At 54.1% G+C, this 22,490-nt stretch carries 21 protein-coding genes; 14 read left to right on the plus strand and 7 right to left on the minus strand.

What is annotated here, in order from left to right:
- Positions 1–64: 64 nt before the first annotated feature.
- A complete protein-coding gene (pckA, locus tag ACLJNW_RS17725) occupies positions 65–1,684 on the minus strand; it encodes a phosphoenolpyruvate carboxykinase (ATP) (protein ID WP_001265689.1) in 1,620 nt (539 codons plus the stop codon).
- 379 nt (positions 1,685–2,063) lie between these two features.
- On the opposite strand from pckA, the gene ACLJNW_RS17730 reads away from it, so the two are divergent.
- The gene (locus ACLJNW_RS17730; protein WP_023204114.1) at positions 2,064–3,773 is read left to right on the plus strand and encodes a DUF4153 domain-containing protein; all 1,710 of its coding nucleotides are present in this window, start codon (positions 2,064–2,066) and stop codon (positions 3,771–3,773) included.
- A 110-nt stretch (positions 3,774–3,883) separates the two neighbouring features.
- Here the strand turns inward: ACLJNW_RS17730 and hslO are convergent, their stop codons facing one another.
- The 4 genes from hslO to igaA all read right to left on the minus strand — a co-directional run bounded on the left by hslO (position 3,884) and on the right by igaA (position 8,064).
- The gene (gene hslO / locus ACLJNW_RS17735) at positions 3,884–4,762 is read right to left on the minus strand and encodes an Hsp33 family molecular chaperone HslO (protein ID WP_001135571.1); all 879 of its coding nucleotides are present in this window, start codon (positions 4,760–4,762) and stop codon (positions 3,884–3,886) included.
- Between the two features lie 24 nt (positions 4,763–4,786).
- On the minus strand, positions 4,787–5,188 hold the full coding sequence (gene hslR, locus ACLJNW_RS17740; RefSeq protein ID WP_000660721.1) for a ribosome-associated heat shock protein Hsp15: 402 nt from the start codon (positions 5,186–5,188) through the stop codon (positions 4,787–4,789).
- Between the two features lie 10 nt (positions 5,189–5,198).
- The gene (gene yrfG, locus ACLJNW_RS17745; protein ID WP_001520508.1) at positions 5,199–5,867 is read right to left on the minus strand and encodes a GMP/IMP nucleotidase; all 669 of its coding nucleotides are present in this window, start codon (positions 5,865–5,867) and stop codon (positions 5,199–5,201) included.
- Between the two features lie 64 nt (positions 5,868–5,931).
- Complete coding sequence (gene igaA / locus ACLJNW_RS17750; RefSeq protein WP_000104092.1) at positions 5,932–8,064, minus strand: intracellular growth attenuator protein IgaA; 2,133 nt, start codon at positions 8,062–8,064, stop codon at positions 5,932–5,934.
- 322 nt (positions 8,065–8,386) lie between these two features.
- Here igaA and nudE point away from each other — a divergent pair, with 322 nt between their 5' ends.
- Positions 8,387–8,950 (plus strand): ADP compounds hydrolase NudE, encoded by a 564-nt coding sequence (nudE, locus tag ACLJNW_RS17755; protein ID WP_000045725.1) that lies wholly within the window; start codon positions 8,387–8,389, stop codon positions 8,948–8,950.
- 95 nt (positions 8,951–9,045) lie between these two features.
- Here nudE and mrcA read toward each other — a convergent pair whose 3' ends face one another.
- Entirely contained in the window at positions 9,046–11,598 is a 2,553-nt protein-coding gene (gene mrcA, locus ACLJNW_RS17760) for a peptidoglycan glycosyltransferase/peptidoglycan DD-transpeptidase MrcA (RefSeq protein WP_000673808.1), read from the minus strand.
- Between the two features lie 120 nt (positions 11,599–11,718).
- On the opposite strand from mrcA, the gene ACLJNW_RS17765 reads away from it, so the two are divergent.
- The 12 genes from ACLJNW_RS17765 (at position 11,719) to trpS (ending at position 22,004) form a co-directional block, all read left to right on the plus strand.
- Complete coding sequence (locus ACLJNW_RS17765) at positions 11,719–12,498, plus strand: hypothetical protein (RefSeq protein ID WP_023204113.1); 780 nt, start codon at positions 11,719–11,721, stop codon at positions 12,496–12,498.
- Entirely contained in the window at positions 12,498–13,037 is a 540-nt protein-coding gene (locus ACLJNW_RS17770; protein ID WP_000951390.1) for a PilN domain-containing protein, read from the plus strand. Before ACLJNW_RS17765 ends, ACLJNW_RS17770 begins: the two co-directional genes overlap by 1 nt.
- Positions 13,021–13,494: a hypothetical protein gene (locus ACLJNW_RS17775; RefSeq protein WP_000992488.1), complete on the plus strand. Its 474-nt coding sequence runs from the start codon at positions 13,021–13,023 to the stop codon at positions 13,492–13,494. The genes ACLJNW_RS17770 and ACLJNW_RS17775 overlap by 17 nt, the downstream gene beginning before the upstream one ends.
- Positions 13,484–13,885, plus strand: a complete 402-nt coding sequence (locus ACLJNW_RS17780) for a HofP DNA utilization family protein (RefSeq protein WP_000868833.1) — start codon at positions 13,484–13,486, stop codon at positions 13,883–13,885. Before ACLJNW_RS17775 ends, ACLJNW_RS17780 begins: the two co-directional genes overlap by 11 nt.
- On the plus strand, positions 13,800–15,038 hold the full coding sequence (hofQ, locus tag ACLJNW_RS17785) for a DNA uptake porin HofQ (RefSeq protein WP_001748862.1): 1,239 nt from the start codon (positions 13,800–13,802) through the stop codon (positions 15,036–15,038). The genes ACLJNW_RS17780 and hofQ overlap by 86 nt, the downstream gene beginning before the upstream one ends.
- Positions 15,039–15,502: 464 nt before the next feature.
- Positions 15,503–16,024, plus strand: coding sequence for a shikimate kinase AroK (gene aroK / locus ACLJNW_RS17790; RefSeq protein WP_000818621.1), 522 nt, complete (start codon positions 15,503–15,505; stop codon positions 16,022–16,024).
- Positions 16,025–16,080: 56 nt separating this feature from the next.
- Entirely contained in the window at positions 16,081–17,169 is a 1,089-nt protein-coding gene (gene aroB, locus ACLJNW_RS17795; protein ID WP_000439824.1) for a 3-dehydroquinate synthase, read from the plus strand.
- 97 nt (positions 17,170–17,266) lie between these two features.
- Complete coding sequence (gene damX / locus ACLJNW_RS17800; protein WP_000343142.1) at positions 17,267–18,544, plus strand: cell division protein DamX; 1,278 nt, start codon at positions 17,267–17,269, stop codon at positions 18,542–18,544.
- A gap of 180 nt (positions 18,545–18,724) precedes the next feature.
- Positions 18,725–19,561, plus strand: coding sequence for an adenine-specific DNA-methyltransferase (dam, locus tag ACLJNW_RS17805; RefSeq protein ID WP_000742132.1), 837 nt, complete (start codon positions 18,725–18,727; stop codon positions 19,559–19,561).
- Positions 19,562–19,578: 17 nt separating this feature from the next.
- Complete coding sequence (rpe, locus tag ACLJNW_RS17810; protein WP_000816284.1) at positions 19,579–20,256, plus strand: ribulose-phosphate 3-epimerase; 678 nt, start codon at positions 19,579–19,581, stop codon at positions 20,254–20,256.
- A complete protein-coding gene (gene gph, locus ACLJNW_RS17815; RefSeq protein WP_000359649.1) occupies positions 20,249–21,007 on the plus strand; it encodes a phosphoglycolate phosphatase in 759 nt (252 codons plus the stop codon). Before rpe ends, gph begins: the two co-directional genes overlap by 8 nt.
- Positions 21,000–22,004, plus strand: a complete 1,005-nt coding sequence (trpS, locus tag ACLJNW_RS17820; RefSeq protein WP_000165562.1) for a tryptophan--tRNA ligase — start codon at positions 21,000–21,002, stop codon at positions 22,002–22,004. Before gph ends, trpS begins: the two co-directional genes overlap by 8 nt.
- A gap of 144 nt (positions 22,005–22,148) precedes the next feature.
- On the opposite strand, the gene ACLJNW_RS17825 is transcribed toward trpS, so the two are convergent.
- Positions 22,149–22,319: a YhfL family protein gene (locus ACLJNW_RS17825; protein ID WP_000472323.1), complete on the minus strand. Its 171-nt coding sequence runs from the start codon at positions 22,317–22,319 to the stop codon at positions 22,149–22,151.
- Positions 22,320–22,490 lie beyond the last annotated feature (171 nt).

Consider the following 22,490-nt stretch of genomic DNA (forward strand, 5'->3'; position numbering starts at 1 on the left):
TATTATCCTCCCTTTCTTCTTAACGCTGGATGACGCTGTTCAAAGCCGCCATCCGGCCTGTTCCTTACAGCTTCGGTCCGGCGCTAACCAGCGCTTCGCCTGCCGGGGTATCCGTATACTTCTCGAAGTTCTCAATGAACAGTTTCGCCAGCGCGGTGGCTTTTTCCTGCCATTGTTCCGGCGACGCGTAGGTGTTACGCGGGTCGAGAATGTGGGTATCCACGCCTGGCAGTTCAGTCGGGATCGCCAGATCGAACAGCGGCAGACGGAAGGTTTCCGCGTTATCAAGAGAACCGTTCAGAATGGCGTCGATAATTGCGCGCGTATCTTTGATGGAGATACGTTTGCCGGTGCCATTCCAGCCGGTGTTAACCAGATAAGCCTGCGCGCCTGCTGCCTGCATACGTTTCACCAGCACCTCAGCATACTGCGTCGGGTGCAGCGTCAGGAACGCGGCGCCGAAGCAGGCGGAGAAGGTGGGGGTCGGTTCGGTGACGCCGCGTTCGGTGCCGGCCAGTTTAGCGGTGAAACCTGACAGGAAGTGGTACTGCGTCTGGTTAGCGGTTAAACGGGAAACCGGCGGCAACACGCCGAAGGCGTCCGCCGTCAGGAAGATAACCTTGGTGGCGTGACCTGCTTTGGACACGGGCTTAACGATGTTATCGATATGATAGATCGGGTAAGAGACGCGGGTGTTTTCGGTTTTGGAACCATCGTCGAAATCAACGGTGCCGTCTTCGCGCACGGTGACGTTTTCCAGCAACGCATCACGGCGAATCGCATGATAAATTTCTGGCTCCGCTTCTTTCGACAGTTTGATGGTTTTGGCGTAGCAGCCGCCTTCAAAGTTGAACACGCCGTCGTCATCCCAACCGTGCTCATCATCGCCAATCAGACGACGTTTCGGGTCGGTGGACAGAGTGGTTTTTCCGGTACCGGAAAGGCCGAAGAAGACCGCGACATCGCCTTTTTCACCCACGTTGGCGGAACAGTGCATTGAGGCGATACCTTTGAGCGGCAGCAGGTAGTTCATTACCGAGAACATCCCTTTTTTCATTTCGCCGCCGTACCAGGTGCCGCCAATAAGCTGAATACGTTCAGTCAGGTTGAACGCCACGAAGTTTTCCGAGTTCAGCCCTTGCTCTTTCCACTGCGGGTTGGTGCACTTCGCGCCGTTCATGACAATAAAGTCAGGTTTGAAGCCTACCAGCTCTTCGTCCGTTGGGCGAATGAACATATTTTTAACGAAGTGGGCCTGCCAGGCGACTTCCGTAATAAAGCGCACGGAAAGACGCGTATCGGCATTTGCGCCGCAGAACGCATCAACAATGAATAAGCGTTTACCGGAAAGCTGATGCGTCACCAGACCTTTCAGGTGTTGCCAGGTTTCCTGGGAAAGCGGCTTATTATCGTTTTTACCTTTACCCTTATCGGACCACCACAGCGTATCACGCGTGGTGTCGTCGCGAACAATATACTTATCCTTAGGCGAACGACCGGTAAAAATACCGGTATCAACGGCAACAGCGCCCAGGTTAGTTAACACGCCACGCTCATAGCCTTCCAGACCAGGATTAAGTTCTTCCTGATAAAGGGTGTCGTAGCTGGGATTGTAAACGATATCCTGGACGTCGTTGATACCATAAGCCTTGAGATCTTGCGGGGTTAAATTGTTAACGCGCATATCACTGCTCCTTAGCCAATATATATTACCGAAAATAGTAAGGTTTTTTGAGGTTGGTTAACCGCGACAAGGCTCATAGATTTACGTATCTGGACAAAATCACGATTGACGAAAAACACTGTGACTCCTGTCACGCAGCGGCGGTTATTATGGCAGGAAACCTACTTTTGTTGTGGAAAATGTTCTGAAAACGTTAAAAGGAAGTGTTTTTGACCGACATAATGTGACTGTAATCGCATTCATGTAAGAAAGTTACGTAACACCAACATTAACAATATCGATTCACCTCTCTGCGTTTTTTTCTGAATTATGCATGACGACGTCTGGCGGTGAACAGATGATGCAATAATGCGACTTTCTCATCATTCTGGATAACGACATGGAAAGTGTAGCGCTTTCACGTACTACTCGCTGGGGTATGTTGCTCACCGGTTTGCTGCAGGGCGTTTTGTGCTACCTGCTGATGGCCTGGCTGGTACCACAAAATAGCGACTGGCTGTTCTATGGTATGCCTGCGACGATAGCGTTGTCGTCAATGCTATTGCTTACCGTGGTCTCTTTTAAACAGCGCGCGCTGTGGGGCTGGCTGGGGCTGACCTTTGTGGTCGTGCTGGCAATGAGCGGCTGGCTGAAATGGCAGGTTGAGACGGTGGAGAAATGGCGCCTGGCCGAGCTCCTCTGGCTGTATGGTCTCCGGCTTGTGTTGATGGCGATGCTGGTCTTACCCTGGATGCAATATCAGTTACATTCGCAAACCGGTTCGGCGCGTTATCCCCAGTTTTATCTGCGGTTATGGCATAACGTACTGACATTGTTTATCGTCCTGGTCGCCAACGGACTGTTCTGGCTGGTGCTTCTGCTCTGGAGCGCGCTATTCAGGCTGGTGGGCATCCGCTTTTTCAGCACCCTTTTCTTTGAAAATGAAGCCTTTATTTATGTGACCATCGGCCTGATTACGGCGCTGGCGGTCATTCTCGCCCGCACGCAGTCGCGCCTTGTGGCGGCGGTGCAAAAGCTGCTGACGCTGATCGCGACGGGTTTACTGCCGGTGGTGTCGCTGCTGGCATTGCTGTTTATTGTGACGTTACCCTTTACCGGACTGGAGGCGATTTCTGCGCGTGTTTCCGCTGCGGGGCTGCTATCCACGCTGACGCTGATGCTGCTGCTCCTCGTGGCGATTGTCAATGAACCGCAAAAGCGCGTATTACCCTATCCGCGCGTACTACGCGGCATGATTAGCGCCTCGCTGTGCGTTGCCCCGATATATATGCTGCTGGCGGGCTGGGCGTTATGGGTACGTATTCAGCAATACGGCTGGACGCCGGATCGTCTGTATGGCGCGCTGACGGCGTCTGTCTTGCTGGTATGGTCCTTCGGTTATCTGATCGGTCTGTTACGCCGCGGACGCGACCCTGGTGAGTGGCAAGGCAAGGTGATACTGAGCGTCTCTTTGTTGACGCTGGTGATATTGCTGTTGCTGGCCTCGCCTGTACTTGATGTCTGGCGTATTAGCGTCAACAGCCATATGGCGCGTTACCATAGTGGTAAAATTACTGCGGATCAGATCAGCCTGTATATGCTGGATCACAGCGGCAAACCTGGCCAGGAAGCGCTGAAATCGTTGCGGGATGACGAGGCGTTTACGCAGAACAGAAAGCGCAATCGTGAACTGATGACGTTTTTGCAGAGAAATAAGGTCTCTCCGACGGCGGACGATTTAGCGCGGGTGGTGATGATTGCGCCCGGTAGCCAGAAGCCGGATGCCGCATTTTGGGCGTTTGTCAAAGAGCAGAGCTATTCGGACGATTCCTGCCTTGAACCGGATGCCTGCGTGCTGGTGAGTCAGGATCTTAACGGCGACGGTCAGCCTGAGCAGGTGCTGTATAACTTTATTGTTGCCGAGAGCCAGGTCTACGGCTTAAAAGAGGGGAAATGGACGCAGAAAGCGTTCGCCCGACTGCCGGACGGGTTTTCTAAGACGCAACTGTTGCACGCGATTGCCGGGCATCGGTTAGACTCAGCTCCCAAAGCCTGGCGCGATATCATTGTTGATGGTCAGCGGTTGGATGTGGATTACTACAACGAGTAAGCTTTTTGCCGGATGGCGGCATAAATGCCTTATCCAGCCTACGGAGCGGGATGCTGTAGGCCAGATAAGCGCAGCGCCATCAGGCAATGACGTTGCTGACTACGAGGCGATTAGTGAACCTGTGGATCGGCAGGAGAGGCGTTGTTACGGATCTCCGCGATATCCATCGCATTGAACAGGTAATGATTGCCGCAGTAATCGCAGTGCATATCGATTTCGCCTTCTTCCGCCAGAATGCTGTCCACTTCTTCATCCGGCAATGTTTTCAGCGCGCCCGCGCAACGTTCGCGTGAACAGGTGCATTTGAATTCAACATCTTGCGGATCGTAGAGCGTGACTTCTTCTTCGTGATACAAACGCCACAGCACGTCATTTGCCGGTAACGTCAGCAGCTCTTCGCTTTTAATGGTTTCCGTCAACATAGCCAGATGGTCGAAATCCTCCGCCTGCGCGTTCTGTGCCGGCATCACCTGGAGCAACATTCCACCTGCCGCCGGTTTACCGTCGACATCGCCGGTACGGATAAACAGGCGCGTCGGCAACTGCTCGGAGCGCAGGAAGTAATCTTCCAGGCACGCCGCCAGAGTATCGCCTTCCAGACCCACCACGCCCTGATAGCGTTCACCCTCTTCCGGCGTAATGGTGATCACCAGATAGCCGTTGCCAACCAGCGTTTTGAGATCCGCATTGTCAGGGATATCGCCCTGAACGCGAGCCACGCCGCGCATCTGCTGCTGATTATTGCCATTGATCACCGCCAGGCTTAACGGCCCGTCGCCCTGGAGCTGTACCGTAATGTCACCGGCAAACTTCAGCGTTGCGGTCAGCAGGCTAGTGGCGACCAGCAGTTCGGCCAGTACGGTTTTCACCGGCTGCGGGTAGGTATGATTGTCGAGGATCTGTTGCAAGGTTTCCGAAACGGTCACCAGCTCGCCGCGAACGGCAAAGTTTTCAAACAGATAACGATGTAATTGGTCATGTTGCGGCATAATCATCTCTCTTGCGGGTGACAGTTATTCGCTGTCGCCGTGTTTAAATCGTAACAGGTCGCGGCGCTCTTTCTTGTCCGGTCGCCTGTCCGGATGCGGCATGGTCAGGGCGTTAAGCTTGCGCGCCTGCGCCATTTTTTCGCGTTTTTCCACGCTTTCCGCCGTCTCTTCATACAGAGCGACGGCTTCGCTGGCCGGACGGCGCTGTTCGGTGATGGCTTTAACGATCACCGTCCGTTCGTCATTTCCCTGACGCAGGGTAAGGGTTGCGTTCAGCTCGACGATTTTGCTCGGCTTACTGCGCTGGCCGTTGTAATGCACCTTACCGCCTTCAATCATCTCGCGGGCCAGCGCGCGGGTTTTATAAAAACGCGCGGCCCACAGCCATTTATCCAGTCTGACCTCAACGGAGGACTTTTCTTTCATGGCGTCTCCTTCACATCAGCGAGGGGATCAGACGGCGGTAGTCGTTCAGGGACGGATGGCGCGTATAGTGCTTTTCCGCCAGGCCGGAATCGGGATTCGTCACGCCAAGACAGTAGCGAATACCAAACCGGGCGGCGGCGTCGAGAATCGGTTCGCTGTCATCGATAAACAGCGTTTTCTCTGCGCTTATTCCCGTTTCCTCAGTGACAGCGCGCCATAACCGCTGATCCTCTTTGGGATAACCAAATGTGTGGGTGGAAAGTAATAAATCAAGGTGTGAGGCCAGACCGGTATGCTCCAGCTTCACCGCCAGGTTATGTGGATGCGCATTGGTGAGCAGAATCCGACGTTTTCCGCTGGCTTTTAACGCATTCAGAAACGGTACGGTATCGTCGCGCAAAACGGCGCGCGGCCCTTGCGCCGTCGTCATGGCGCAAATATCCAGACCCAGACGCTCGCTCCAGTAATCCAGACAGTACCAGTTTAGCGTATGCTGTACGGCATGATACTGCTGGCGAATATATTCCTGCGCGTCCTGCGGCGAAATACCCTGCTGCGCGCCGTAGGTTTCCGGTACCAGCTTTTGCCAGAAATAGTTATCGAACGCGAGATCGAGCAGCGTGCCGTCCATATCCAGCAAAACGGTATCCACGTTTTGCCAGTCAATATCAATATGCATGGGGAACTCCAGGGTAACGCAATTTGCGCGACAGGGTAGCATACCCTGTCGCACGGCGGCGCTATCAGATGAGATTTTCCGGAGAGACGGTTAACCTGGGATTGAGGCAGCTTTCATAGTATTCCTGGATATCCGCCATACGGGTACGGTGGCGTTGATAACGTCTGAACGCCTGAATGCCGTTGTAGACCGCGCTCACTATCATTGCCAGCATCAGCAGCGTGGTGCCGAGGTAACGCCACCAGCCGGATTTATCGGGGATACGATGCAGGCTGATATGCTGCGTGCCGTTGGCATCGGTATACACGCTGGTGACAATGCCCTCGGCGCTAAATGGCGTCTGCATGAGCGTTTGCGCCAGACGCTGGAAGGCGCTCCACTGTTCCTGCGCGGGATAGTCATACAGCGGCGTTGACGGCCAGGCCTGATCAACCAGTTCGCTGCCTTCATCGCTGGCGATCAGGAATCCGCCGGGAGCGGGGCTATTCAGCGACTGGGCGGCACGCGCGGTCTCGCGAGAAATAAACGGCGCCGTTGAGGTCGTGACCAGATTTTCCAGCGACTCTGCGCTTACGGGGCGTAGCAGCACGTTGACGCCGTCCAGTTTGCCAGCGTTCGCGCGTTTCACCAGCGCGTTCCAGTCCTTACTGTTACCGAGATTAACCAGCGCATTTTTCAGACGCACGCACTCGTCTTCCGCCGCGCACAAATCAGCGGTTTTCAGAACAATATCGCCAAAGTCATCTAATAATACCATGCCCGATTTTTGGATCGCGGAGCGTAAAGATGCGCTGACGCGCGAGTCGTCTTCGGGTTTTGGATGGAGCTGACGATTTACCGCCTGGCTTAGCGCCATCGCTTTATTCACCAGATCTGATTCCGGCAGCGGTAGCGCAGGCGCGTCATTCCAGATGATTTGCGAGCAATCGAACGGCATAAACGGGGAGTTAGACTGGCCGCTCCAGGTCGCCCCGGAATGAATATTACACATTCCTTTACCGCTCAGGTGCAGCGTATCGCCCACCCGTACGCCAGCCTTTTCAAGCTGTTTTACCGTTGTCGCTTCAATGGTTTGCGCGCCTTTCATCCACGATAGCGTGAACTTGATTGGCATATCCAACGGGATCCAGAACAGCAGCATAAACAACACCAGCAGCGAACCGATAGCAATAACAGTGCTGCGTAACCAGTGCTGCAAGGGAAAGTTTTTCACTTCATCATGCAGGGATAAAAACCGGCCCTGGCGCGCGACATGGCGATCAAGGTAAATATCAATATCCGTTTGTTGCCCAAGATCCTGCGTAATGTAAGGTTGCCAGTGGGCAGGGTAAATAAGGTCGATGATGCCCAGGGAGATATTGTTAATCTGCTCCTGATTATTCTCCCCAAACAGTCCCCAGCGGCGGGGCGTTCCCCGCAGACAGTGAATTTCCCGCAGCGCGCTTTTCGACGGCGGCGCAAAAAGCCCCCAAAGTCCGGCTGCCAGCAGCAGGATAGCGCCGCCTATCATCCACGGTACAAAAACGTCTGGCGTTATCAGACAGAAAAAGAATAACAAAAAGGAGGCGACGATTAACAACGCTTCGCGCAAGCCAGCCGGGCGGCTGAGCGCATATTCTTCGTGGGTCTCCTGACGGATATTCAACAGCTCAATCTGCTCGCTCTCTTCGCCGCGAATCGACGCCTGCGTAGAGGCGGTATTCTGTAGCGCGTAGCCGCGCGACTCCTGCATATACTCTTGCAGCGTATGGCCGTTTAAAGAGATCACCAGCGGCAGCGTATCCGTGAGGATCAGCTCAACGTTGTTTTCATCATTGATGTACTGTTCCCAGAAAGGCGGCAGATGGACTTCGACGGAGTCGAGGTAGTAGCGCCATTTATTAGGATCGTCAGTGGTAATGCCGTAGCGGGTGATGGAGTGGGTCAGTATCACGACACTGTTGCTTTCCGCGTTCAGCGTCAGCGAGATGGGCGCAGCACTGGCGCCTGTCGGCCCCGGAACTTGCTGGATCTGGCTAAGGTTATCGAGATAGTTTTCTACCGCGCTGCGCTCTTCGGGCAACAGTTTACGCGTTTGCGCGTCCTGAAAGGCGCTGATCCACGGTAAACTCCCTCGTCTGGACTTTACCCGGAACCGCCATATTGCCAGTAGAGAGCAGGCCAGCAAAGCAGCTATAAAAATCAGAATGGTGCTCATGCTTTCCCCATCTTACTAAGTCTGTCAGGCGTGGTCAGTCGCACCCTGTCCAATAAACATTTTTCTGTGGTTGGCTATCGGCAAGCGTGGAGTTGAACTTGAGCATTGTAAAGCGCATCCCAGTGAAGGCAAATCATAGCAATACCACCAAAAACGGAATATCAGCAAATTCCTGGAGTTATTTCAACCTATTGACTTTTAATTTGAAATAAGAATTAATTTTTATTACGTTACATAAATGTAAATAAACGGCAATTCGCATTGCCGAAACCGTGCGGTATGTCGCACAATGACCACAGATTACACTGCAAAGATTCTCACAATGAGCAAATCATTACAAAAACCCACCATTCTGAAAGTGGAAACCGTCGCACAATCCCGACTGTTTAACGTAGAAAGCGTGGATCTGGAGTTCAGCAACGGCGTGCGTCGCGTGTATGAACGTATGCGACCATCAACCCGTGAGGCGGTAATGATTGTGCCGATCGTTGATGAGCATCTGATTCTTATTCGTGAGTATGCGGTGGGAACCGAATCCTATGAGCTGGGCTTCTCGAAAGGATTGATCGACCCGGGCGAGACCGTTTTTGAAGCGGCGAACCGGGAGCTCAAAGAAGAGGTCGGGTTTGGCGCGCATAACCTGACCTTCTTAAAAAAACTCAGCATGGCGCCCTCTTATTTTTCCAGCAAAATGAATATCGTGGTGGCGGAAGATCTCTATCCGGAGTCGCTGGAAGGCGACGAGCCTGAGCCATTGCCGCAGGTACGCTGGCCGCTGGCGCATTTAATGGATCTGCTGGAAGACCCCGATTTTAATGAGGCCCGCAACGTCAGCGCGCTGTTTCTGGTACGCGAGTGGTTGAAAGCGCAGGGCCGAATTGCCTGATGGCGCGGCGTTGATCAAGCCAACGGAAAGTTTGTCTCCCCGTTCGCCGTCATCCGCTAAACACAATAAAAAAGGCGCCGGAGCGCCTTTTTTGATCAGAACAGTTCGTGTGTTTCACCATTATCAATAATGGTAGTTCCCACCTCGTGTACCGCCTGTTGTGTCGGCTGCGTGCCTTCGATGAAATACTCTTCACGGCTGTTACCGCCGCTCGCCAGTTGTCCGGTACTGCGGTCGATATTCACCGTGACGATGCCCGGCGGCGGCGTTAGCGGCTGTTCCGGCACGCCTTCCAGCACGGCTTTCATATAGGCGTCCCATGCAGGTTGCGCGCTCTTCGCGCCGCCCTCATAGCCGGAGATTTGATCTTTGATCGCGCCGGAAGCGGTGGTGCGGCCTAAATCACGGCGGTGATCGTCAAAGCCGATCCATACGGAAGTGACGACGCCAGGACCATAGCCGGAGAACCATGCGTCTTTCGAGCTGTTGGTCGTACCGGTTTTGCCGCCGATATCGCGACGTTTAAGGTCACGCGCCGCACGCCAGCCGGTACCCATCCAGCCGGGTTCGCCGAAGATATTGGTGTTCAGCGCGCTTTTAATCAGAAACGCCAGCGGCGTATTGATCACATGCGGCGCGTACTCCTGCGTGCCGTTTTGCGCGACCAGCGCCTGGTTTGCCTGTTCCAGCTCAGGCATCGGTACGGCGCTGTTTTGCTGCTCTTGCGAAACCGCGACCTCTTCCACATTGGTGTTTTCCAGCACGTCGGATTTCTGCGTATTGCCGTAAATGACCGGGATATCGCACTCCGGGCAGGCGATTTTCGGTTTCGCTTCGAAGATCACGCCGCCCTGATCGTTCTCAATCTTGCTGATGAAATACGGGTCGATCAGGAAACCGCCGTTCGCCATCACCGCATAACCGCGCGCAACCTGCATCGGCGTGAAGGAGGCGGAGCCCAGCGCCAGCGATTCGGTATGCACGATATTCTGCGCCGGGAAGCCGAAGCGTTGCAGATACTCCGCCGCATAGTCGACGCCCATGGCGCGCATGGCGCGTACCATCACCACGTTTTTCGACTGCCCCAGCCCCTGGCGTAAACGAATCGGTCCGGCGTACTGCGGCGGGGAGTTTTTCGGACGCCAGTCTGAACCTGCCCCGGCGTCCCAGCGGGAAATCGGCACATCGTTGAGCATACTGGCGAGCGTCAGCCCTTTATCCATTGCGGCGGTGTAGAGGAACGGTTTGATGTTCGACCCCACCTGACGCAAAGCTTGCGTCGCGCGGTTAAATTTACTCTGATTAAAATCGAAACCGCCGACCAGCGCCAGTACCGCGCCTGTTTGCGGGTTAAGCGAAACCAGCGCGGAGTTCACTTCCGGTACCTGCGCCAGCCACCAGTCGTTATCCACCTGACGAACCCAGATTTGCTGACCTGTCTGGACGACATCGGTAACTTTACGCGGCGTCGGCCCCTGCTGTGTATCCGAGCGGTAAGGTCGCGCCCAACGCATTCCTTCCATATGTAGCGAAACGGACGTACCGTCGGCAAGCGCAGCGGTCGCCTCTTGCGGATTAGCGCTGGTGACCACGGCGGGAAGCAGCGGTCCGTAGGTCGGCAACGCTTTCAACGTATCGGTAATTTTTTTACTGTCCCACGCTGTTTCGCCCACTTTCCATAGCACATTCGCCGGGCCGCGATAACCGTGGCGCATGTCATAGTCCAGCACGTTATTACGCACCGCCTGTTGCGCGGCCTGCTGCACTTTGCGGGTGATGGTCGTGTAAATACGATAACCATCTTCGTAGGCGCTTTCGCCATAACGGTTATACATTTCCTGGCGCACCATTTCCGACAGATAAGGCGCGGAGAAGGCGATTTCCGGCGCGTGATAATTTGCGTCGATAGGTTCGCTACGTGCCTGATCGTACTGCGCCTGAGTGATATATCCCTCGCTTAACATTCGCGAAAGCACTACGTTACGGCGCGCTATCGCCCGATCCATCGAGTAGAGCGGGTTAAAGGTAGAAGGCGCTTTCGGTAGCCCGGCGATAACCGCCATTTCGCTTAGACTAAGCTGGTCGACCGTCTTACCAAAGTAGACCTGTGCCGCCGCGCCAACGCCATAGGCGCGGTAGCCGAGATAGATCTTGTTCAGATAGAGTTCGAGGATCTCATTTTTATTCAGCAACTGCTCAATACGAATCGCCAGAAACGCTTCCTTGATCTTGCGCATCAGCGTGCGTTCGGGGCTAAGGAAGAAGTTTCGCGCCAGTTGCTGGGTAATGGTACTTGCTCCCTGCGATGCGTGACCGGAGAAGAGCGCGACGCTGGCCGCACGGAAAATACCTACCGGGTCAATGCCGTGATGCTCATAAAAGCGGCTATCTTCGGTGGCGATAAAGGCGTTGATCATTTCCGGCGGAATTTGATCGAGCGTAACGGGAATACGACGTTTTTCGCCATATTGCGCGATAAGTTCGCCATCCGCGCTGTAAACCTGCATCGGAATTTGCAAACGCACATCTTTCAATGTCGCGACGTCAGGTAGCTGCGGCTCAATATAGCGATAAAGGCCATAAATCGAGCCTGCTCCCAGCAGGATGCAACATACTGCAAGGATCAATAAATACTTTACGAACTTCACTGGAGATTTCCCATTTAGTGTCATTTGGGCAGTTTATAAACAAACGCGCGGTAGTATAAAGGCAAGCCAGACGCATTGATATACCCGTTAACGCGACGGGTGATAAGGAGATCGACCGTTATGGCTTTTAAAACCTGGCAAATAGGATTGCATATTCAGCAGCATGAAGCGCTGGCCATCGCCGTTATTCGCGGCGCATCGGGCTGGTCCCTGCAACGTTGGTGGCGACTGCCGCTAATGAACGCCTCCACGGCAGAGGGTACGATTCCTGACCCGCAATCGCTGGCTCACGTACTGCGACCCTGGAGCCGCGAGCTGCCGCTACGTCACCGTATTTATCTCTCTTTTCCCGCAAATCGGACATTGCAACGCGCTTTTCCACATCCGCCGATGCGTCTGCGGGAACGTGAGCAAGTCGCATGGCTTTCACAAACGATGGCGCGTGAGCTGGATATGGATCCGGACTTATTGCGTTTCGACTTTCAGGACGATGCGCTGAGCCCCGCGTTCAACGTTACCGCCGTGCAAAGCAAAGAAATTTCAGAGCTGTTAACGCTGGCGCAAACGCTCAATGTGCGCATCGCTGCTGTAACGCCCGATGCCTGCGCGTTACAGCGCTTGCTGCCGTTTATACCTTCGGGGCGGCAATGTCTGGTCTGGCGCGATGAGAGCCAGTGGCTGTGGGCGACGCGCTATGCGTGGGGGCGTAAATCGGCGCGCGAGGCGACGACGCTGCATGACCTTGCCGCGACGTTATCCGTCATGCCGGAACATATTTCGTTATGCGCCGAAGACGAATTCGACCCCTGGCGCGCCGTTACCGTCCGCCAACCGCCGGTTCCGCCGGACGGTTATCGCTTTGCGATTGCGCTGGGTTTAGCCATAGGGGAGATACGCTGATGGCGCATTCTGTCAATTTGCTCCCCTGGCGGCGCCAACATTACGTAGCGCGTCTGCGGCTGTGGTGCGTGGTATGGGGCGCGTCCCTGCTGCTGATAGCAAGCCTCGCGACGATCGCCCGGTTGGTTTTTTGGCAGGAGGGGAGGATTAATGAACTGCTACTGACGGCGGAAAACGGACGCACGACGGCGCTTGCGGCGAACATACCGCAGTTGCAGCAGCGTCAGCGACAGCAACAGGCGCGATTACAACGTCAGGCGCAGCGTGAACTGACGCAAGCATGGCAATCTATCTTGACTGACCTTGCCAACCTGTTGCCAGAACAGGCATGGCTGACAAGCCTCAATTATCAGCAAGAGACGCTAGAGCTGGAAGGGCTGGCGAGAACGTTTGACGCCCTGCTCACGCTTGAGACATCGCTTCGTCACTATGTCAGTTTTCCGCTAAACCGCACGGGCGCCACGCGGCAGGATGCGCAAGGGCGCTGGCAGTTCCATTATCAGTTAACGAGGAGCGCCGCCCGTGAACGCGCTCTTTGATATCTGGTACGGGATGTCGCGCCGTGGTCGGGTTTTTTGTTGGTGTGCAGGCGTGCTGTGCCTGACGCTGACGGTTGCGTTATCTGTGGGCTATCCCGGCTGGAAGACGCTGCATACGCAACAAACGCGGTTAAGCCAGCAGCGCGAGGCCGCCCGGCAACAGTGGCGTCATCTGCGCCGTCTGAGCGTCGCGGCTGAACCGCTGTTCGGGCGCACCGTGGAAAATCCGCGTCCTTTTTCGCCGTTAGATTTCCAGGCGCCTCCCCTGCGTTTGCTGCACTGGCAGCCATCGGCGCAGGGGGGAGAAATGGCGCTGAAAACGTCCTGGGATGCGGTGCCGTCGCTGTTTGTCCGGTTAGCCGAAAGCGAGATGAGCGTAAGTCGGTTTTCATTGCGTAGAGAGGGGGCGGAATTATTGATAACGCTGCAACTGGAGCGCCTGGCGAATGAAGGTTAGCCGCGGTGTATTACTCTGTTTTTGTTTGCTGACGTTGACGGGAATGCGCGATCCCTTCCGCCCGCCGGAAGATCGCTGCCGGATAGCCGAACTCTCGCAGTGGCGATATCAGGGCGCGGTGCGTAAAGGCGAGCGATGGACAGGCATTCTTAAAGATAGTCAGCAAAAATGGCGACGAGTGGAAGAAGGGCAGACGCTGGAAAACGGTTGGACGATTGTCCGCCTGACGGCGGAAGCCTTAACGTTAACGACCGGTAAAAATTGTGCGCCGCCGCAGTGGCGGTGGCTACGTCAGGGAGCGGACAATGAAGCGATGGATAGCCATAATACTGATAGCCTTGATGCCCGCCGCGCAGGCGGGAAAAGCGGCGAAAGTGACGCTAGTGGTTGATGACGTCCCTGTGGTGCAGGTTTTGCAGACTTTAGCCGAGCAGGAGCGGCAGAATCTGGTGGTGTCGCCGGACGTCAGCGGGACATTATCGCTACATCTGACGGATGTGCCGTGGAAACAGGCGCTACAGACGGTGGTCAATAGCGCGGGGCTGGTGCTACGTCAGGAGGGGAATATTCTCCATGTTCATTCACAGGCCTGGCAGAAAGAACACAGTGCGCGGCAGGATGCCGAGCGGTTAAGGCTTCAGGCTAATTTACCGCTGGAAAACCGCAGCATTAACCTGCAATACGCCGATGCCGGCGAACTGGCGAAAGCGGGCGAGAAACTCCTGAGCGCGAAGGGAACCATCATGGTAGATAAGCGCACCAACCGCCTGCTGTTGCGCGATAACCGCGCGGCCCTTGCGGAGCTGGAAAAATGGGTATCGCAAATGGATCTGCCGGTGGCGCAGGTGGAGCTGGCGGCGCATATCGTTACCATTAACGAAAAGAGTCTACGGGAACTGGGCGTAAAGTGGACGCTGGCTGACGCGACGCAAGCGGGCGCGGTGGGTGACGTGACGACGCTTTCCAGTGATTTATCCGTCGCCGCCGCCACCTCACGCGTCGGGTTTAACATCGGGCGCATTAACGGACGCTTGCTGGATCTGGAGCTGTCAGCGCTGGAGCAAAAGCAGCAGTTGGATATTATCGCCAGCCCCCGGCTGCTGGCTTCGCATCTACAGCCAGCCAGTATCAAGCAAGGCAGCGAAATTCCTTATCAGGTTTCCAGCGGCGAAAGCGGCGCGACCTCCGTGGAATTTAAAGAAGCGGTACTGGGAATGGAGGTGACGCCCACCGTTTTGCAAAAAGGGCGCATCCGCCTGAAGTTACATATCAGCCAGAATGTTCCCGGTCAGGTACTACAACAGGCTGACGGCGAAGTGCTGGCGATAGATAAACAGGAAATTGAAACGCAGGTAGAGGTAAAAAGCGGCGAGACGCTGGCGCTGGGCGGCATTTTTTCGCGAAAAAATAAATCGGGTAGCGATAGCGTGCCGCTGTTGGGGGATATTCCCTGGCTTGGTCAGCTCTTCCGCCATGACGGCAAAGAGGACGAGCGACGCGAATTAGTGGTGTTTATCACCCCCAGACTGGTGGCGACAGAATAATTTATGCATAAAAAAGCGCTGTTTTTGCACTGAACGCATCTGCGGGATTTGACGTGCGGATGTATTTAGCATACAAGGAGTACCGATTTGAGAGTCGTGCTTTTCGTTGCTTACGCATTGATTAATGCGCTTTGCCTTGCCGAAGGTGTGCATAAGACCGATGATAAACGGCTGAATGTCCGCTGATGCAGACGTATTGGTTCTGCGGATTGCGCACAATTGTTTGAAAGTAGAGCAATTTGTAGGCCGGATATGTTGTTCTGGTCGCCATTCGGCAACGCTAACTCGGGTTTTGCAACAATCAGGCTTGGTGATTTATTCAGTTGCCAAACCCGCTTGAGTATTGAGATAATTTTCAGTCTGACTCTCGCAATATCTTATGAGGTTTCAGTTCATGTCCTGCTGCGCTGGGTGTCTGTGAAGCGGGTTTACCATTAACGAATAGTCTTAGTAGTACCGAAAAAATGGCAGAGAAACGCAATATCTTTCTGGTTGGGCCTATGGGTGCCGGAAAAAGCACTATTGGGCGCCAGTTAGCTCAACAACTCAATATGGAATTTTACGATTCTGATCAAGAGATTGAGAAACGAACCGGAGCTGATGTGGGCTGGGTCTTCGATGTTGAAGGTGAAGACGGCTTCCGTAATCGTGAAGAAAAAGTTATCAACGAATTGACGGAAAAACAGGGTATTGTGCTGGCAACCGGCGGTGGCTCTGTAAAATCGCGTGAAACGCGTAACCGTCTCTCCGCGCGTGGCGTCGTGGTCTACCTTGAAACGACCATCGAAAAACAACTGGCGCGCACGCAGCGTGATAAAAAACGCCCGCTGTTGCAGGTTGAAGCACCGCCTCGCGAAGTTCTGGAAGCGCTGGCTAACGAACGCAATCCGCTGTACGAAGAGATTGCCGACGTCACCATTCGCACCGACGATCAAAGCGCTAAGGTTGTGGCAAACCAGATTATTCATATGCTGGAAAGCAACTAATTCAAGCAGAATACGCTGGGTAAGCGGGCACAAGTAACTAAGGTGGATGTCGCGTCATGGAGAGGATTACAGTCACTCTCGGGGAACGTAGTTACCCGATCACCATCGCGGCTGGTTTGTTTAACGAACCAGCTTCATTCTTGCCGCTGAAATCAGGCGATCAGGTCATGTTAGTGACCAACGAAACCCTGGCGCCGCTTTATCTGGACAAGGTTCGCGGCGTACTCGAACGGGCGGGCGTTAACGTAGACAGCGTGATTCTTCCTGACGGCGAGCAGTATAAGAGCCTGACGGTGCTGGATACGGTGTTTACGGCGTTACTGAAAAAACCGCATGGTCGTGATACCACGCTGGTCGCGCTTGGCGGCGGCGTGATTGGCGATCTTACCGGTTTTGCGGCGGCCAGCTACCAGCGAGGCGTTCGTTTCATCCAGGTGCCAACTACCTTACTGTCGCAGGTTGATTCTTCCGTGGGCGGGAAGACCGCCGTCAACCATCCCCTTGGCAAAAACATGATTGGCGCGTTTTACCAACCCGCTTCTGTGGTTGTCGATCTTGATTGCCTGAAAACGCTTCCCGCACGCGAACTGGCATCGGGACTGGCAGAGGTGATCAAATACGGCATTATACTCGACGCAGACTTCTTCACCTGGCTTGAGGGTAATCTGGATGCGCTATTGCGTCTGGACGGCCCGGCGATGGCGTACTGTATTCGTCGTTGTTGCGAGCTGAAAGCCGAAGTTGTTGCCGCCGACGAGCGTGAAGCGGGCTTACGTGCTTTACTGAATCTTGGACATACCTTTGGCCACGCCATTGAAGCGGAAATGGGATATGGCAATTGGTTACATGGTGAAGCCGTTGCCGCAGGTATAGTGATGGCTGCGCGCGCATCCGAGCGTTTGGGGCAGTTTAGTTCTGCTGATACGCAGCGCATCATCGCTCTACTCGAACGGGCCGGGTTGCCAGTCAATGGCCCTTGCGAGATGTCCGCGCAGGACTATTTGCCGCACATGCTGCGAGATAAAAAAGTGTTAGCGGGGGAGCTGCGTTTAGTGCTTCCGCTGGCCATAGGGAAAAGTGAAGTGCGCGGCGGAGTGTCGCACGAAGTCGTTCTTAGCGCGATTGCTGACTGTCAGCAGGCGTAACAACAAGAAAGGTCAGACTGATATTGCGTAGATGTCAGTCTTTTAGCTTCAGGTTATGTGCAATGTCGTAAGCATTAACCTTTGAGTGGGGTGTTAAATGGATGAATTCAAACCAGAAGACGAGCTGAAACCCGATCCCAGCGATCGTCGTACTGGTCGTTCTCGTCAATCTTCAGAACGCGATAATGAGCCGCAGATCAACTTTGATGACGTTGATCTGGATGCCGACGATCGCCGTCCGACGCGTACGCGTAAAGCGCGTAGTGAAGAACCTGAAGTTGAAGAAGAGTACGAATCCGATGAAGACGATACGGTGGACGAAGAGCGTGTTGAACGCCGTCCACGTAAGCGTAAAAAAGCGGCCCATAAGCCAGCCTCTCGTCAGTACATGATGATGGGCGTTGGCGTACTGGTGCTGCTGCTGTTGATTATCGGTATCGGCTCCGCGCTGAAAGCCCCCTCAACGTCTTCCAGCGAGCCGTCGGCCTCTGGCGAAAAGAGTATCGATCTTTCCGGTAACGCCGCCGATCAGGCGAATGCGACCCAGCCTGCGCCGGGCGCCACCTCCGCAGAACAAACCGCGGGCAATACGTCGCAGGATATTTCGTTGCCGCCGATTTCTTCAACGCCGACGCAGGGACAGTCACCTGTGGTCGCTGACGGTCAGCAGCGCGTGGAAGTACAGGGCGATCTGAATAATGCGCTGACGCAGAATCCAGAGCAGATGAACAATGTTGCGGTGAACTCTACGTTGCCGACAGAGCCTGCAACCGTCGCGCCAGTTCGCAATGGCAGCACGACGCGTCAGGCGGCGGTTAGCGAACCTGCCGAGCGTCATACCACGCGTCCGGAACGTAAACAGGCCGTCATTGAACCTAAGAAACCGCAGACCACGGCGAAAACTACGACTGCGGAACCGAAGAAACCGGTCGCGCCAGTGAAACGCACGGAACCGGCAGCGCCAGCCGCGACGCCGAAAGCGACCACCACGACGGCTGCGCCGACAGCGACGGCAAGCGCTGCGCCGGTACAAACCGCGAAGCCAGCGCAAGCCTCGACGACGCCTGTCGCAGGCGGCGGGAAAAGCGCCGGCAACGTTGGCGCATTAAAGAGCGCGCCATCCAGCCACTACACATTGCAGCTCAGTAGTTCTTCAAATTACGACAACCTGAACGGTTGGGCGAAGAAAGAGAACCTGAAAAATTATGTGGTATACGAGACGACGCGTAATGGACAACCGTGGTATGTGCTGGTAACGGGGATGTATGCTTCGAAAGAAGATGCTAAACGTGCGGTGTCCACCTTACCTGCCGATGTGCAGGCGAAAAACCCGTGGGCAAAACCGTTGCATCAGGTTCAGGCCGATCTGAAATAATCCAGGCTGTGTCCTGCAATTGCCTGTGAGTGTCGCTGACAGCTATTTTTGTTCAGGACAGGCGCGAGGGGCGCATTTGCTACCGTCAAATGCGCCGTAAAGCAACGCGGCACAGCCTAAAGCGCAGGATGCTGTCGGAGCTTTCTCCACAGCCGGAGAAGGTGTAATTAGTTAGTCAGCATGAAAAAAAATCGCGCTTTTTTGAAGTGGGCAGGGGGAAAATACCCTCTGCTTGATGATATCAAACGACATTTGCCAAAAGGCGAGTGCCTTGTCGAACCTTTTGTGGGTGCCGGATCGGTGTTTCTTAACACCGACTTTTCTCGTTATATCCTCGCCGATATCAACAGCGACCTTATTAGCCTCTATAACATCGTGAAGTTACGTACTGACGAGTATGTACAGGCTTCGCGCGAGCTGTTTATGCCTGAAACTAACCAGGCTGAGGTCTATTACCAACTCCGTGAGGAGTTCAACACCTGCCAGGACCCCTTTCGTCGGGCGGTACTGTTTTTATATCTGAACCGCTACGGTTATAACGGACTCTGTCGCTATAACTTGCGCGGGGAATTTAATGTACCGTTTGGTCGTTATAAAAGACCTTACTTCCCGGAAGCGGAGTTGTACCACTTTGCAGAAAAAGCGCAGAATGCGTTCTTTTACTGTGAGTCATACGCAGACAGTATGGCGCGTGCGGACAAGTCGTCGGTGGTCTATTGCGATCCGCCTTATGCGCCGTTGTCCGCCACGGCTAACTTCACAGCGTATCACACCAATAGTTTTAGCCTGACGCAACAAGCGCATCTGGCGGAAATCGCTGAGAATCTGGTCAGTAACCGGATACCGGTGCTCATTTCCAACCATGATACGGCGCTCACACGCGAGTGGTATCAACTCGCAAAATTGCATGTCGTCAAAGTTAGACGCAGTATAAGCAGCAACGGCGGCACACGTAAAAAGGTGGACGAACTGCTGGCTCTGTACCAACCAGGAGTCGCAACGCCTGCAAGAAAATAATTCTCAAGGAGAAGCGGATGAAACAGTATTTGATTGCCCCCTCAATTCTGTCGGCTGATTTTGCTCGCCTGGGTGAAGACACCGCCAAAGCGCTGGCTGCCGGTGCTGATGTTGTACACTTTGACGTCATGGATAATCACTATGTGCCGAACCTGACTATCGGCCCGATGGTGCTGAAATCCCTGCGTCAGTACGGTATTACCGCGCCTATTGATGTCCACCTGATGGTCAAGCCAGTCGACCGTATCGTGCCCGACTTTGCCGCCGCTGGCGCGAGCATCATTACCTTTCACCCGGAAGCCTCCGAACATGTTGACCGCACGCTACAGCTGATTAAAGAACACGGCTGTAAAGCGGGGCTGGTATTCAACCCGGCAACGCCGCTCAGTTATCTCGATTACGTCATGGACAAACTGGATGTGATCCTGCTGATGTCCGTGAACCCAGGCTTCGGCGGCCAGTCTTTTATTCCGCAGACGCTGGATAAACTGCGCGAAGTGCGTCGCCGCATTGATGCGTCCGGTTACGACATTCGCCTGGAAGTGGACGGCGGCGTGAAGGTGAACAATATCGGCGAGATCGCCGCAGCAGGTGCGGACATGTTTGTTGCGGGGTCGGCAATTTTCGATAAACCCGACTACAAAAAAGTAATTGATGAAATGCGCAGTGAGCTGGCAAAGGTAACTCATGGATAAGTTACAGAATATTCGGGGCGTCGCCTTTGATCTTGACGGTACGCTGGTGGATAGCGCGCCGGGTCTTGCCGCGGCGGTGGATATGGCGCTGTATGCGCTGGAACTGCCGGTCGCGGGCGAGGAGCGCGTGATTACCTGGATTGGTAACGGCGCAGACGTATTGATGGAACGCGCGCTGGCCTGGGCTCGCGAGGAGCGCGCCACGCTGCGTAAGACGATGGGGAAACCGCCCGTTGATGAAGATATTCCTGCCGAGGAACAGGTACGCATTCTGCGTAAACTGTTCGACAGGTATTATGGCGAAGTGGCGGAAGAGGGCACTTTTTTATTTCCGCATGTCGCCGACACGCTGGGCGCGCTGCACGCCAGCGGATTGTCATTAGGTCTGGTGACGAATAAGCCGACGCCGTTCGTCGCGCCGTTGCTGGAATCGCTTGATATCGCCAAATACTTTAGTGTGGTTATCGGCGGCGATGATGTGCAAAATAAGAAGCCGCATCCGGAGCCGCTGTTGCTGGTGGCAAGCCGGCTGGGCATGATGCCGGAGCAGATGCTTTTTGTCGGCGATTCGCGTAATGATATTCAGGCTGCAAAAGCGGCGGGCTGCCCTTCGGTTGGCCTGACATACGGCTACAATTATGGCGAAGCGATCGCTCTTAGCGAGCCGGACGTCATTTATGACAGTTTTAACGATCTTTTGCCCGCACTTGGGCTTCCGCATAGCGATAACCAGGAAATAAAAAATGACTAAGCCCATCGTTTTTAGTGGCGCACAGCCCTCAGGTGAATTGACCATTGGCAACTATATGGGGGCATTGCGTCAGTGGGTAAACATGCAGGATGACTATCATTGCATCTACTGCATCGTAGACCAACATGCTATTACCGTGCGTCAGGACGCGCAGCAGCTACGTAAAGCGACGCTGGATACGCTGGCGCTGTACCTGGCATGTGGTATTGATCCTGAAAAGAGCACTATTTTCGTTCAGTCCCATGTGCCGGAACATGCGCAGCTTGGCTGGGCGCTGAACTGCTATACCTATTTCGGCGAGCTGAGCCGTATGACGCAGTTTAAAGATAAATCTGCGCGCTATGCGGAAAACATTAACGCCGGCCTGTTTGATTACCCGGTGTTGATGGCGGCAGACATCCTGTTGTACCAAACCAATCTGGTGCCGGTAGGCGAAGATCAGAAGCAGCATCTGGAACTGAGCCGCGATATCGCCCAGCGTTTTAACGGGCTGTATGGCGATATTTTCAAAGTACCGGAACCGTTTATTCCAAAATCCGGCGCGCGAGTGATGTCGCTGCTGGAGCCGACGAAGAAAATGTCCAAATCGGACGATAACCGTAATAACGTGATCGGCCTGCTGGAAGATCCGAAATCGGTAGTGAAGAAAATCAAACGTGCGGTCACTGACTCCGACGAGCCGCCGGTAGTACGTTATGATGTGAAAGAGAAAGCGGGTGTCTCTAACCTGCTGGATATCCTTTCCGCCGTGACCGGTCAGAGCATTCCTGAACTGGAAAAACAGTTTGAAGGTAAAATGTATGGCCATTTGAAAGGCGAAGTGGCGGAGGCGGTTTCCGGAATGCTGTCTGAGTTGCAGGAGCGCTATCACCGTTTCCGCAACGACGAAGCGTTCTTGCAGAAGGTGATGAAAGACGGGGCGGAAAAAGCCAGCGCACGTGCGGCCGAAACGCTGAAAGCCGTTTACGAAGCCATTGGCTTTGTGGCGAAACCGTAACGGTAATTGCTTGCCCGATGGCGCTAGCTTATCGGGCCTACCAACGAGCGTAAGTTGGACAAGGCATCTGCGCCGTACCGTTTATCTGACCTGTAAAAAAACCGGGAAAATCCCGGTTTTTTTGTATCTGCGCAGTCGTTTCTATTATTGATCGGCAGCCGGGCCGCAACCGCCAATAATTTTAGAAATAGAAATTGCAGGGTGCAGCAAATAATCGTAGCTGCAGTTATTTTTTTTGTTTTCGATATGACCAGTACAAGCAGTGAGCGTCGCCAGAACCCCTGCCACAACGGCAATTTTTACAAATTTAAACATTTCAAAATCCTTGTTGATAAAACGAGCACTACTGGTGGAATAAATATAAGATCTATTTAGCGTATAGTACGATAGCAATTATTAAACTATACAGGTAGTCCAAATAAGGACTTTATCTTTACCAGGGGATATGATTTAAAAAGGCCGCTTAATAATAAGCGGCCTGTATTA

It is taken from the genome of Salmonella sp. SAL4457, assembly GCF_046548235.1.
In the GTDB taxonomy this organism is placed as follows: domain Bacteria; phylum Pseudomonadota; class Gammaproteobacteria; order Enterobacterales; family Enterobacteriaceae; genus Salmonella; species Salmonella enterica.

Bases quoted from the DNA above. Each gene is read 5' to 3' on its own strand.
- pckA (WP_001265689.1), bottom strand. From the start codon at position 1,684: ATGCGCGTTAACAATTTAACCCCGCAAGATCTCAAGGCTTATGGTATC.
- ACLJNW_RS17730 (WP_023204114.1), top strand. From the start codon at position 2,064: ATGGAAAGTGTAGCGCTTTCACGTACTACTCGCTGGGGTATGTTGCTC.
- hslO (WP_001135571.1), bottom strand. From the start codon at position 4,762: ATGCCGCAACATGACCAATTACATCGTTATCTGTTTGAAAACTTTGCC.
- hslR (WP_000660721.1), bottom strand. From the start codon at position 5,188: ATGAAAGAAAAGTCCTCCGTTGAGGTCAGACTGGATAAATGGCTGTGG.
- yrfG (WP_001520508.1), bottom strand. From the start codon at position 5,867: ATGCATATTGATATTGACTGGCAAAACGTGGATACCGTTTTGCTGGAT.
- igaA (WP_000104092.1), bottom strand. From the start codon at position 8,064: ATGAGCACCATTCTGATTTTTATAGCTGCTTTGCTGGCCTGCTCTCTA.
- nudE (WP_000045725.1), top strand. From the start codon at position 8,387: ATGAGCAAATCATTACAAAAACCCACCATTCTGAAAGTGGAAACCGTC.
- ACLJNW_RS17765 (WP_023204113.1), top strand. From the start codon at position 11,719: ATGGCTTTTAAAACCTGGCAAATAGGATTGCATATTCAGCAGCATGAA.
- ACLJNW_RS17770 (WP_000951390.1), top strand. From the start codon at position 12,498: ATGGCGCATTCTGTCAATTTGCTCCCCTGGCGGCGCCAACATTACGTA.
- ACLJNW_RS17780 (WP_000868833.1), top strand. From the start codon at position 13,484: ATGAAGGTTAGCCGCGGTGTATTACTCTGTTTTTGTTTGCTGACGTTG.
- hofQ (WP_001748862.1), top strand. From the start codon at position 13,800: ATGAAGCGATGGATAGCCATAATACTGATAGCCTTGATGCCCGCCGCG.
- aroK (WP_000818621.1), top strand. From the start codon at position 15,503: ATGGCAGAGAAACGCAATATCTTTCTGGTTGGGCCTATGGGTGCCGGA.
- aroB (WP_000439824.1), top strand. From the start codon at position 16,081: ATGGAGAGGATTACAGTCACTCTCGGGGAACGTAGTTACCCGATCACC.
- damX (WP_000343142.1), top strand. From the start codon at position 17,267: ATGGATGAATTCAAACCAGAAGACGAGCTGAAACCCGATCCCAGCGAT.
- dam (WP_000742132.1), top strand. From the start codon at position 18,725: ATGAAAAAAAATCGCGCTTTTTTGAAGTGGGCAGGGGGAAAATACCCT.
- rpe (WP_000816284.1), top strand. From the start codon at position 19,579: ATGAAACAGTATTTGATTGCCCCCTCAATTCTGTCGGCTGATTTTGCT.
- gph (WP_000359649.1), top strand. From the start codon at position 20,249: ATGGATAAGTTACAGAATATTCGGGGCGTCGCCTTTGATCTTGACGGT.
- trpS (WP_000165562.1), top strand. From the start codon at position 21,000: ATGACTAAGCCCATCGTTTTTAGTGGCGCACAGCCCTCAGGTGAATTG.
- ACLJNW_RS17825 (WP_000472323.1), bottom strand. From the start codon at position 22,319: ATGTTTAAATTTGTAAAAATTGCCGTTGTGGCAGGGGTTCTGGCGACG.